Below are 12,123 nucleotides of genomic sequence, written 5' to 3'. Positions count from 1 at the left end.
GTGGTTGCCAGCACAATGCCCCGGCGGCCCAGCTCGTTGATACAGGTGGTGAACGCCTCACTGACGAACAGGCCCTTGCGCCCGGTCTCCAGGTGCACGCGAATCGGTACGGGCAGCGCCTCGAGGCCTGCCGAGCAGTTGGCCAAGGGCCTGGCCGATGCGTTCGAATACGGTGGTCATAGGTCTTTATCTATTCAGGCCCGCTCAGCAGTCAGTTCCAGGATGCGAAGCGCTTCTGCAGCACACGCAGCCCGAGCTCGATGGCCAGGGCGATACCGGCGATCAGCAGGATGCCGACCACCACCACGTCGGTGGCGAGGAACTGCGCAGCGGACTGCACCATGAAACCCAGGCCCTGATTGGCAGCGATCAGCTCGGCAGCCACCAGCGTCGACCAGCCGACGCCAAGGGCGATGCGCAAGCCGGTGAGAATGTCCGGCAACGCGCTGGGCAGAATCACGTGGCGCACCACCTGCAGACGGCTGGCGCCCAGGCAACGCACCGCCTGGATGCGCGCTTTGTCGACGCGGCGCACGCCGCCCACGGTGGCGATCAGCAGCGGCGCGAACAACGCCAGGTAGATGAGCAGCACCTTGGACAGCTCGCCGATGCCGAACCAGATCACCATCAACGGCAGATAGGCCAAAGGCGGAATGGGCCGGTAGAACTCCACCAGCGGGTCGAGCGCGGCGTTGAGCGTCGGGTTCAGACCCATGGCGATGCCCAGCGGCACGGCGGTGATTACCGCCGCCAGCAGGGCCATCAGCACGCGCCATAGGCTGGTGCTCAGATGCTGCCACAGGGTGGCGTCCAGGTAGCCGTCGTGCAGCAAGCCCTTGAGCGCCACCAGCAGTTGCTCGGGCGCCGGCAAGAAGATGGTGTCGATCCAGCCCAGGTGCGTGGCCAGCCACCACAGGCTCGCCAGCGCGGCCAGGGTGCCGAAGGCGGCCACGCGGCGGCGGTCGAGGCCGATGGCAAGGCGGCGACGGCGGACGTTCAGAGTACTGCGTAGCGCTTCAGTAGACATGGCCGGCGGGCTCCTGCAGGAAAATGTCGAGCAGCTCCTGGCGCAACTGCGCGAAGGCGGGATCGCCCTTGATCGAACGTACGGGCTCGCCGGCGGTATAACGGCGCGCGAACGGCAACTGCCGGCGCAGCACCGCGCGAGCGGGCGGGCCATCCAGCACGATTAGGTCGGTGGCCAGGAACAGCGCCTCGTCGACGCTGTGGGTGATCAGGAACAGGCCCTTGCCGGTGCGCTTCCAGACGTCGAGCAGCAGCACCTGCATGCGCTCGCGGGTCAGTGCATCGAGGGCGCCGAAGGGTTCGTCGAGCAACAGGAAATCCGGGTCGACCGCCAGCGCCCGGGCCAGGCCGAGGCGCTGACGCTGTCCGCCAGAAAGCTCGCCGACCTGATGGTGGGCATGGCTGGCCAGGCCGACCAGCTCCAGCACTTGCAGCGCCCGCGCATGGCGCTCGGCCTTGCTCAGGCCACGCAGGCGCAGGCCCAGGGCGACGTTGTCGAGGGCATCGAGCCAGGGCATCAGCGCATCGTCCTGGAAGACCACGCCGCGCTCGCCGCCCGGGCCTTGCAGGGTTTTACCGTCGATATGCACACGGCCGCTGCCCGCTGGCTGAAAACCGGCCAGCACGTTGAGCAGGCTCGACTTGCCGCAGCCCGACGGGCCGAGCACGACCACCGACTCACCTTTGTCTATCTGCAGGTCGAAGTTATCCAGGATCACCTGCGCCTCACCGCGGCGCTCGAAACTCAGGCTGACCCGCTCGGCATTCAGTCGGCTCATGGTCGACTCCTCAATTAAAAAAGCCCCTCCGAAGAGGGGCGAACCTGTCGTGAAGGTGATTCGGGTTCACTGCGCCTTGGGCACGTACTCGGCACTCACGTAGGGCGAGTAGTCCGGCAGGACGGCGGGAATGCGCTTCTGTTCCTTGAGGAATTCAGCCGTGCGTGCGGTGGCCTTGGCGGTGCCGCCGCCCAGCAGCTCGGCGCTCACCTGCTGCTGCGCGTTGGGGTAGGTCGAGCCGGCCAGCAACTCGGGAACGTCGGCGGCGTTGGCGCCGATCAGCTTGGCGATCTTTTTGGCCTGCTCGGAGTCGGCCGTCCACTTGGCGGCGTTGGCCTGGTAGTCGGCAAAAGCGCCCAATGTCACGCCGGCGAACTCGGCAAGCACCTCGGGGTGCTTCTCGGCGAAATCCTTGCGAGCGACCCACACCTCGAAGGTGGGCGCGCCCCACTTGCCGACTTCGGCGGCATCGGTCAGCACCTTGCCGCTGCGCTTGATCTCGCCCAGGGCCGGCGACCAGACGAAAGCGCCATCGATGTCACCGCGCTTCCAGGCCGCGTTGATCTCGGCGGGGTTGAGGTTGACGATCTTCACCTTGCTCGGGTCGATGTTCCAGTGCTTGAGGGCACCGAGCAGACTGTAGTGGGAGGTGGACACGAACGGCGTGGCGATGGTCTTGCCAACCAGCTGCTCGGGTGTGTCGATGCCGCTGCCGTTGCGTACCACCAGCGCCTCGGCGGCGTTGATCTGCGCCGCGACCAGGAAGGTCACCAGCGGCAATTTTCGCGAGGTGGCCGCAGCCAGAGGGCTGGAGCCGAGGTTGCCGATCTGCACGTCGCCGGACGCCAGGGCGGTCACCACTTCGGGGCCGGAATTGAAGCGTCGCCAGTCGAGCTTCTCGCCGATGGCTTTCTCGTAGGCACCGTCGGCCTGGGCGACCTTGGACGGGTCGACGCCGGTCTGGTAGCCAATCACGATATCGGCCGCCTGGGCCTGCAGGCTGGTGGCAGCCACGACGGCGAGCAGCAGGGTCTTTAAGGCATGTTTCATGAGCAACTCCTCGCAATGGGCACCGAGCCGTCCCGGCTGCCTGCGCCTCAGTGGCGCTGTTGCGAGAAATTTATGGTTATAAAAAATATCCTTCCAATAACATTTAATGATTAGCTTAGAGCCGCCTGTCACAGCCGCGAGCCAGAGCGCCAGCGCTTGCACAAGACAACGCCGATCACAGCAAAAGGCGCCGATAGCCGGACCTCGATCACACGGTCGTCAGCCACTTGGGCTTGCTCCGCCCAGGCAGTAGAATCCGCCGTTTTTCCAGGCGATCACGACCATGCAACCAGGTGACTCCCCGCGTAACGGCGAACTGATCTACGGCCTCGAAGACCGCCCGCGCCCGCTGGTGGCCATCCTCGCCGCCCTGCAACACCTGCTGGCGATCATCGTGCCGATCGTCACGCCGGGCCTGTTGATCTGCCAGGCGCTAGGCGTGTCAGCCCGCGACACCAACCTGATCGTGTCCATGAGCCTGGTGATTTCCGGCATCGCCACCTACGTGCAGTGCCGCCGCTTCGGGCCGCTGGGCGCGGGCCTGCTGGTGGTGCAGGGCACCAGCTTCAACTTCGTCGGCCCGCTGATCGCCGGCGGCGCGCTGATGGTCAAGCAGGGCACGCCGGTGGAAGGCGTGATGGCGGCGATCTTCGGCGTGGTGATCGCCGGCTCGTTCGTGGAGATCGGCATCTCTCGCATTTTGCCGTTCGTGAAGAAGCTCATTACCCCGCTGGTGACCGGCATCGTGGTGCTGATGATCGGCCTGACGCTGATCAAGGTCGGCCTGATCAGCATGGGCGGCGGCTATGGCGCGATGGCCAATGGCACCTTCGCCAACGGCGAGAACCTGCTGCTGTCCGGCGTGGTGCTGGCGGTGATCGTGGTGCTCAACCGCATCCCGGTGGTGTGGATGCGCAGTTGCGCCATCGTCATCGCCCTGCTGGTCGGCTACGCGCTGGCCGGCTACCTGGGCCGCCTGGACTTCACCGGCATGCATCAGGCCGAGCTGTTCCAGGTGCCGACGCCGCTGCATTTCGGCCTGGGCTTTTCGTGGAGCCTGTTCATCCCGATGCTGGTGATCTACCTGGTGACGTCCCTGGAAGCCATCGGCGATGTCACCGCTACCAGCAAGGTGTCGCGCCAGCCGGTGGAAGGCCCGCTGTGGATGCAACGCATCAAGGGCGGCGTGCTGGTCAACGGCGTCAACTCGCTGCTGGCCGGCGTGTTCAATACCTTTCCCAGCTCGATCTTCGCCCAGAACAACGGGGTGATTCAGCTGACCGGCATCGCCAGTCGCCACATCGGCGTGTGGATCGCCCTGGTGCTGGTGATTCTCGGCCTGTTCCCGGCCGTAGCCGGCGTAATCCAGGCCGTGCCCGAGCCGGTGCTCGGCGGTGCAGCGATGGTCATGTTCGGCGCCGTGGCGGCCTCGGGCATCAACATCCTCGCCGGTATCGAGCTGGACCGCCGCGCGCTGCTGATCATCGCCGTGTCCCTGGCCCTCGGCCTCGGCGTTTCCCAGGTGCCGGAATTCCTCGCCCACATGCCGGCAGCGCTGCGCAACGTGCTGGAGTCCGGCGTGGCCACTGGCGGCATCTGCGCGCTGGTGCTCAACTGGTTCCTGCCGGAGAGCGCGGCCAAGGCCGAACGCCACGACTAAGAATCTGTGGCCCGTTACCGCCAGGGTGCAGGCAACCCTGGCGAACTGCCGTCAGCGCAGCTTCTCCAGCATCTGGTAGTACCACATGCCCGCCGCCAGCATCGGGTTGCCGAGCTGGTCGCCCAGGGGCACCTTGATGTGCTTGCAGGCGGCGAAGGTGTCGAACTGCTCCAGGTCGCCGGTGATCGCCTTGGCCATGATCTCGCCCATGATGTGACTGGTCGCCACGCCGTGGCCGGAATAGCCCTGGCAATACCAGACGTTGCCGGACAGCTTGCCCAACTGCGGGATGCGGTTCATCACGATGCCCATGGCGCAACTCCACTGGAAGTCGATCGGCACGCCCTTGAGCTGCGGGAAGGTGCGCTCGATGCACGGCCGAAGCTCGCCGGCGATATCCCGTGAATCACGCCCCGAGTAATTGGCGCCACCGCCGAACAGCAGGCGGCCATCGCTGGTCAGGCGGTAATAATCGAGCACGAAGCGGCAGTCGTACACCGCCAGATCCTGCGGGTTGATCTCGCGGGCCAGTTCGCCCAGCGGCGCGGTGGTAACGATGCCACCCATGGCCGGAAAGATCAGGCCCTTGAGCTGGCGGCGCTCCAGCTTGTGGTAGACATCGCCGGCCAGCAACACCTGTTTGGCCTCGATGCGCCCGCCCGTGGTGACCACCGCCGGGCGCGGGCCGTGGATGATCTCCAGCACCTCGGAACGCTCGAAGATCAGCGCGCCCAGGCTTTCGGCAGCCCTTGCCTCGCCGAGGCACAGGTTGAGCGGGTGCAGGTGCATGTTGCGGGTGTTCTTCAGCGCGCCGCAGTACAGGTCGCTGCCCAGTTGCGCCCGTACGCCGGGGGCGTCGAGCAGGCTGACATCGTCAGCCATGCCGCGGCGCAACGCCTCATCGTAGGTCGCCTTGAGCTCGTCCAGATGGCTGGCTTTCATCGCCGTATGCAGATGGCCGTATTTGAGGTCGCAGGCGATGCCATACCTGGCCACCCGGCGCTCGATGATCGCGTGCCCGCGCCAGCGCAACTGCCAGATGAAGTCGTCCACCTCGTCACCGAGGGTGTTGCGCATCTGCTTACGCATGGCTTCGTCACCGGACAGGCTGCCGGTGACCTGGCCGCCGTTGCGCCCACTGGCGCCCCAGCCGACCTTGTGGGTTTCCGCCACGGCGACCTTGAGACCGCGCTCGGCCAGCTCCACCGCGGTGGCGATGCCGGTGAAGCCACCGCCGATGATGGCCACGTCTACGGTCACGCTGCCCTGCAGCGTCGGGTAGTCGCTCTCGAAATGCAGCGACGCCGAGTAGTAGGACGGCGCGCGTACGGCAGCGGGTTTGACGGATTGATTGCTTGCGTTCATTGCATGTCCTTGAGGTGCGTTCACACCGATGAAATCGGTCATCGCGGCTGAAGCCACTCCCACGGAACATGCGTCCCCTGTAGGAGCGGCTTCAGCCGCGATCCTTTCGAATGGCGGCCCTTAAGCGTTGCTCAGGTACCAGCGCCAATCCTGCTCGCCGACCTCACCCATGAATTGGCGGTATTCGGCGCGCTTGATCGCCAGGTACACCTTGAGAAACGCGTCGCCAAAGGCCTCGCGGGCCCACTCGGAGTGCTCCAGCGCCTGGATCGCCGCCGACCACTGGGTAGGCAGGCGCTCGGTGGCCTGGGCGTAGCCGTTGCCCTCGACCGGCGCCCCGGGATCCAGCGCTTCGCGGATGCCTCGGTGAATCCCGGCCAGAATCGCCGCGGCGGCAAGATAGGGGTTGGCATCGGCGCCGCAGATGCGGTGCTCGATGTGCCGGGTACCCGCCGGGCCACCGGGCACGCGCAGGCTGACGGTGCGGTTATCCACACCCCAGGTGGGCGCCAGCGGCGCATAGCTGTTGGCCTGGAAGCGTCGGTAGGAATTGGCGTTGGGGCAGAACAGCAGCAGCGAGTGGAGCAGGCTGGCGAGCATGCCGCCGACCGCTTGACGCAACAGCGGCGTGCCGGCCGGATCCTCGCTGGCAAACAGATTCTCGCCCTGCCCGTCGGCCAGGCTCACATGCATATGCATGCCAGTTCCGGCGATCTCGGCGAACGGCTTGGCCATGAAGCAGGCCTGCATGCCGTGGGCATGGGCCACGCCCTTGACCAGGCGCTTGTAGCGCACCGCCTGGTCCATGGCCGCGAGCGCCGGGCCGTGCTCCAAGGTGATCTCCACCTGGCCGGGGGCGTATTCGGAAATCGCCGTGCGCGCTGGTATGCCCTGGGCCTTGCAGGCCGCATAGAGATCCTTGAGAAACGGCTCGAGCTGCTCCAGCTCGCGCAGGCCGTAGACCTGGGTCTGCCGCGGGCGGCCGCCGTCGGCATCCAGGGCCGGCTGCGGGCGGCCGTGGGCGTCGCGTTTCTGGTCGAGCAGGTAGAACTCCAGCTCGCAGGCCATCACCGGGTAATAACCTTCGGCTTCGAGCTGCTCGATCACGCGGATCAGCAACTGGCGCGGGTCGGCCGGGGTGGCCGGCAGGCCTTCGCTGGGGTGCATCGACACCTGCACGGCCGCGGTGGGGATCTGCCGCCAGGGCAGGCGCACCAGGCTGCAGGGCAATGGGTAGGCACGGCAGTCGATGTCGCCGACCTCCCAGACCAGGCCGGTGTCCTCGACATCCTCGCCCTGGATGGACAAACCGAGCATGGTGCTCGGCAGCGGCCGCCCGCTCTGGTACAGCGCCAGCAGTTCCTCGCGGTGCAACAGCTTGCCGCGCGGCACGCCATTGGCATCGAGGATGAACAGTTCGATCAATTCGATATTGGGGTTAGCGGCCAGGAAATCCTGGGCTTCCTGTACAACTGCGAAAGTCGTCATCGCGCACTCGCTTGCGCCAGTCAGGCGCTCGATGTCCGCACGGCCGGCTCGCTGTTCGAATCGGCGCACAGGCAGACAAATGGGTATCAGCGGCTGCGGACATGGCGCAGCCATCGGATTCAGCGGGCGGAGAGAACGTCCGGCGGGCGGGCGTGGCGGCAATGCCAGAGCGCCCAGAAGGCGAGGATCTGCGGCAGCGCCGTGGGTTCGGGCGCCCGCCCCCGCGAGCGCAAGGCTGGCAGGGCAAGAGCGTGGGCAAGGCTGCAGACCGGAATAGACATGCCAGCGAGGCTCGCACGCCGCGGCAGTCAGGTTAAATCGTTATTGGCGCACCTTCAGGTAGCCAGCGGCTAAACATAGTGCTCACGGCTCCGGCCTGTAACCCAGCCGCAAGCCGCCCCAATGCTTGCCCTGCACATGGATCGGCACCGACAGGTCGTGCATCAGTTCGCCGGTGTCTCGCATGTAGGTCTGCAACAGCACGCGCTGTTGGTGGCTGCCGCAGCGAATGCCGGTGCGGTCGTTGAACAGCCGCTTGCTGCGGCTTTTCACGGTGTCCACGGCGCGATCGCCGGTGGGCGGATGGTTGAAGGCCTGGTTGTGGGTCGGCACATAACCTTCCGGCGTGGTGGCGATGGCGAACACCAGGCCTTCGTGGCGCTTGAGCAGCGGTTCCTGAATGGCCGGCAGCACGCCGTCGGCGTAGCTGTCGAAGCGCGTGCGGAACTTGGCCGGGAAGCTGTCTGGGATCGGCTGGTACCGGCGGTCGAACAGGTCCGCGAGGCTGATGCGCCCGGCCTGGATGTCGGCCTCGAACTGCCTGGCAATCGCGGCAGCGCCCTCCAGGGCGAGGTCGTAGATGCGCTGGTGGTAGTCGTCGAGCCCGACGCTGGCCAACTGCTCGCTGACGCTTTCCGCCTGGCCGACCAGTTGCTCGGCGGCCTTGCCCAGCTGGCGGGTCTGGTCTTCGCTGCTGCGCACGTCGCCGCGCAGTTGCTCGACCGCCACCAGCAGCTCGGCCAGATGCCCGTGGTTGCTCGCCGTACCGGCGCTGATCTGCTCCACCTGAGCATCGACATCGGCGGCCAGGTCGGCGATGCCGCGCAATTGCTCGCCGGTGAACTCGATCTGCCGGGCGGCCGCTTCCAGCTCCTCGGCCTGCTGCTGGATATGGCTGACCACCGCCGCACTCTGCTGACGGATGTCGGCGACCATCTGCCCCACCTCACCGGTAGCACTGGCGGTACGCCCGGCCAGGCTGCGCACCTCGTCGGCGACCACCGCGAAGCCGCGCCCCTGCTCACCGGCGCGCGCGGCCTCGATGGCGGCATTGAGCGCCAGCAGGTTGGTCTGGCTGGCGATGGACTGGATTACCTGGGTGACCTGCTCGATCTGCTCGGTGCGCGCCCCGAGGCCATCGATCAATTCGCGGCTGGCGGCGGCCTGGGTGCTGAGCTGCTGCATGCGCGCGATGGCTTGCTGCAACTCGCTCTGACCTGTGGCGCTGCTGGCGCGCACCGTCTGCGCGGCACCCAAGGTCTGACCGGCGCGTTCGGCATTGCTCTGCTCGGTGCGGGTCACGGCGCGAGCGCCTTCACTGATCTGCTCGACCGCCGCCAGCTGCGACTGCAGCTTGCCGGACAATTGCTGCACAGTGAACGCCACCTGGGCGGCGGACAGCGCGTTATGGCAGGTATGTTGCGACAGGCTCTGGCTAAGCGCGTCCAGCGAGGTTGCAGGAGCGGCTGTAGAGGCCACTACAGCCGGTCGCCGCCAGGGGCCGAACCAGGGCCACAGGGCCAGCGCCAGCAGGGCGATGGCGGCGATATGAACCGGCAGCTGCACTTGGTACCAGACCACCAGCAGGGCCAGCAGGCCGAGTAGGTGCAAGGCCGGCGCGAGCCGATCACGAGTCATTCCAGCATCCATGGCGAACCTCGTCGTTCTTATTGTGAGGTGATGCGAGCGCTAGGCTCTAGCAGCACAGCAAGGTGCCCCTGTTCAGTACATCGGCCGTAGGGGACAAATCCGTAGGCCGAAAACCAATCCGGTCAGTTGATCACCCCATGAGGTGCTACGCCATGGCACTTTGGTAGCAGAGCGACGGTCGCGCTCAGCGTTCGAGGCGGTGGCGCTTGACGAAGGCGCGGTCGAAGTAGTCCTTGCAGCGCCCGTACAGTTGGCCGCCGGCGCTCCACTGCTGCCAGCCCAGCAGCGCGCCGCCGTCACCGCTGGCCAATAGCAGTGGGCGTTGGCCACGCGCCTTGTAGTCACGCAGCGCGCCGCCGCGCAGGGCCGCCGCCAGGTTGGCGGCGAGCACCGGCACCTGGCGCATCGAATACAAACCGCTCTTGCGCACGCCGGGCAGGTTGGCGCAATCGCCGACCGCGAACACTTGCGGGTGGGAATGACTTTGCAGCGTAAGTGCGGTGTGCACGAAACCGTCGCCATCGCAGCTCAGGCCGCTGGCCGCGATCCAAGGCAGCGCCTGAGCGCCACTGGCCAGCAACAGGCGGCTGCCATGCCACACGGAAGCCTCACCGCTGATCAGGCAGTTGCCGTCGATGCGGCTGATTGGGCAATGCTCGCGCACCTGCACGCGGCGCATGCGCAGATGGCCCCAGGCGCGCATACGCAAACCGGCGCAGTGGCCGGCCAACAGCGGCTCACCGCAGAACAGCGCCAGTTGCGGCACCTGGTCGGCGAGCGCCAGGGCCATCTCCACCCCCGCCACGCCGCCGCCGAGAATCGCCAGCGGCTGCGGGTCGCGCCGCCAGGCCTGCCAGCCGGTGATGAAGTGATCCACGGGCTTCACCGCCAGCACGTCCATTGCCTCGCCCTCGCGTGGTGGACAGGCGACCCGGTCACCCACGTTGAGCGACAGCCAGTGCCCCTGCAGTACGCGACCGTCTTCCAACGTCAGTTGACGAGTCGCGGCGTCCAGCGCGGCAACGGGGGCGACGATCAGCTCGACCTGCGCGGCCTGGCACAACGCGCCCAGGCCGATCTGGCAATCCTGCGGCGAATAGCGGCCACCGACCAGCCCTGGCAACATGCCGGCGTGCCAGGTGTGCTCGGCACTGGCCACCAGGGCGATGCGACCCGCTGGCCGCTCGATCAGCGCCCAGCGTCGCAGAACCCCGAGATGGGCAGGGCCTGCGCCTACCAGCAACAGATCGTAGTCAGTCATCTACACCGATATCCTTGAGAATCTGGGAGCGATTTGCAGCCGCCTGTGGGCATGCACAGCGAGCTTTGACCGAAATAGCCGCACAATGATCCCACCGCCGAAGGGGTTGGCGGAGCATGGCGGCAGCAGGCCGCTTCGAGCAAGTGAAGAGACGCTTGCGGCGGGTTTTCGACACATTTTTGCTGCGGTTAATACCCGTTTTTCAGGCCGCCGAGGCCTGCGCCGGCAAACGCTCCAACAAACCCGGATCGATGCGCAGCAAGCGCACGCAGCGGGCATCGCGAAGCTGCTCGCTGGGCCGTTGCGCCTGCTCGAGCGCCAGCACCTGCCCGGTCAGATTGAGCACCAGCGCCTCACGGGAAAATACGCCGCTGTTCAGGCTGTAATAGGCGGCCACCAACTCACGCAAGCCGAACGGCAGGCGCCAGCGGATACGCAAGGCTGAACCGAAGCCGGCAGCACGCTGGCCAATGGCCTGGTCGATCTGCGCATCGCTCAGGCTGCCGCCGGCGTCCTGCCAGTCCTGCATGCAGCGCAGCAAGGCCAGTTCGCCGATGTTATGCAGCAGGCCGGCGGTGTAGCAGAGCTCGGCATCCAGCGACAGCTCGCTGGCTAACCAATGGGCGACCTCGGCGCTGCGTTGGGCCGCAGCCCAGGTACGCACGCCGCGCTCGGCCAGGCGCGGGTCGCTGAGCCGCGCATTGCGCTGCACGGAAAGCCCCAGCACCAGGTTCAGGGTACGCGCCACGCCCAGACGCGGCAGCGCCTGGGCCAGGGTCTGACAGGGCGAGCCGTTGTGGTGGGCGGCGCTGTTGGCCGCGGCAATCAGGCAGGCGGTGATCTGCGGGTCGCGGGCGAACACCTGCTCCAGCTCGCGCAGGCTCGGCTCGCTGCTGTTCAGGTACTGGCTGACCGAGTCGCGCACCGAGGCCAGCAGCGGCGCGCCCTGCCCTTCTTCGCGCATGGCATCCAGGTAATCCTCCAGCCGGTTCACCAGCAGCGGGCGAATCGGGCACAGCAACTCTTCCCCGTCGGCAAGCAGCAGGCTGGCCAAGCGCTTGCGCAGCGCCTCGGCATTGAAGGGTTTGGCCAGGTAGGCGGTAGGTGCCAGCGGCTTGGCGGCGCGCACGCTGTTGGCATCCAGGCGGCCGCTGATCAGGATGAACGGCAGCGCCGGCGTACGCGGGTGACGACGTAGCTGGCGCAGCAGCTCAAGGCCATCTACGCCCGGCAGTTCGCTGTCGGCGATCACCAGTTCAGGCAGGCGTCGCTTGCAGCGCGCCATGGCCGCCTGGCCGTCGGCGACGCGAATCACCACGGCGTCGCACCGCACGTCGAGCACCAGTTGTTCGAGCAGATCCGCCGTCCAGGGGTCGGTATCGGCGATCAGCACTTCTGGAGCGGGCACCGCTTCAGCCATCAGAAAACCTCGGAACATCAACACAGGGCAGCGCCTGAGTATAGACAAGGCCGCGGCAGCCCAAGCGCACCGGGATCAATGATGTCGCTATCCACCACCCCACATGCCGCGACAAAACGGCAGGCAAAAAAAGACCCGCCGAAGC

The 12,123-nt window shown here is 66.6% G+C and carries 9 protein-coding genes; 1 reads left to right on the top strand and 8 read right to left on the bottom strand.

From position 1 onward, the window contains the following. Positions 1–211: 211 nt before the first annotated feature. The 3 genes from tauC to tauA all read right to left on the bottom strand — a co-directional run bounded on the left by tauC (position 212) and on the right by tauA (position 2,855). Positions 212–1,027 (bottom strand): taurine ABC transporter permease TauC, encoded by an 816-nt coding sequence (tauC, locus tag BVH06_RS22550; protein WP_075935553.1) that lies wholly within the window; start codon positions 1,025–1,027, stop codon positions 212–214. After that, positions 1,017–1,805: a taurine ABC transporter ATP-binding protein gene (locus tag BVH06_RS22545; protein ID WP_075935552.1), complete on the bottom strand. Its 789-nt coding sequence runs from the start codon at positions 1,803–1,805 to the stop codon at positions 1,017–1,019. The genes tauC and BVH06_RS22545 overlap by 11 nt, the downstream gene beginning before the upstream one ends. A 66-nt stretch (positions 1,806–1,871) precedes the next feature. Continuing rightward, a complete protein-coding gene (gene tauA, locus BVH06_RS22540) occupies positions 1,872–2,855 on the bottom strand; it encodes a taurine ABC transporter substrate-binding protein (RefSeq protein WP_075935551.1) in 984 nt (327 codons plus the stop codon). 283 nt (positions 2,856–3,138) lie between these two features. Here tauA and BVH06_RS22535 point away from each other — a divergent pair, with 283 nt between their 5' ends. Next, a complete protein-coding gene (locus BVH06_RS22535) occupies positions 3,139–4,515 on the top strand; it encodes a uracil-xanthine permease family protein (RefSeq protein ID WP_075935550.1) in 1,377 nt (458 codons plus the stop codon). Positions 4,516–4,566: 51 nt separating this feature from the next. Here the strand turns inward: BVH06_RS22535 and BVH06_RS22530 are convergent, their stop codons facing one another. From BVH06_RS22530 to BVH06_RS22510, 5 genes are all read right to left on the bottom strand, one after another. Further along, positions 4,567–5,880, bottom strand: a complete 1,314-nt coding sequence (locus BVH06_RS22530; RefSeq protein ID WP_075935549.1) for an FAD-binding oxidoreductase — start codon at positions 5,878–5,880, stop codon at positions 4,567–4,569. 120 nt (positions 5,881–6,000) lie between these two features. Further along, positions 6,001–7,368, bottom strand: coding sequence for a glutamine synthetase family protein (locus tag BVH06_RS22525; RefSeq protein WP_075935548.1), 1,368 nt, complete (start codon positions 7,366–7,368; stop codon positions 6,001–6,003). A 363-nt stretch (positions 7,369–7,731) separates the two neighbouring features. Continuing rightward, entirely contained in the window at positions 7,732–9,285 is a 1,554-nt protein-coding gene (locus BVH06_RS22520; RefSeq protein WP_027904039.1) for a methyl-accepting chemotaxis protein, read from the bottom strand. A 196-nt stretch (positions 9,286–9,481) separates the two neighbouring features. After that, positions 9,482–10,558, bottom strand: a complete 1,077-nt coding sequence (locus BVH06_RS22515) for an FAD-dependent oxidoreductase (RefSeq protein WP_075935547.1) — start codon at positions 10,556–10,558, stop codon at positions 9,482–9,484. Between the two features lie 202 nt (positions 10,559–10,760). Then, on the bottom strand, positions 10,761–11,978 hold the full coding sequence (locus tag BVH06_RS22510; protein ID WP_075935785.1) for an HDOD domain-containing protein: 1,218 nt from the start codon (positions 11,976–11,978) through the stop codon (positions 10,761–10,763). Positions 11,979–12,123: the final 145 nt, after the last annotated feature.

This window comes from Pseudomonas sp. PA27(2017), from assembly GCF_001945445.1.
In the GTDB taxonomy this organism is placed as follows: domain Bacteria; phylum Pseudomonadota; class Gammaproteobacteria; order Pseudomonadales; family Pseudomonadaceae; genus Aquipseudomonas.
The sequence above is the reverse complement of the archived record's forward strand: the minus strand, read 5'-3'. Positions and strand labels throughout refer to the sequence as shown.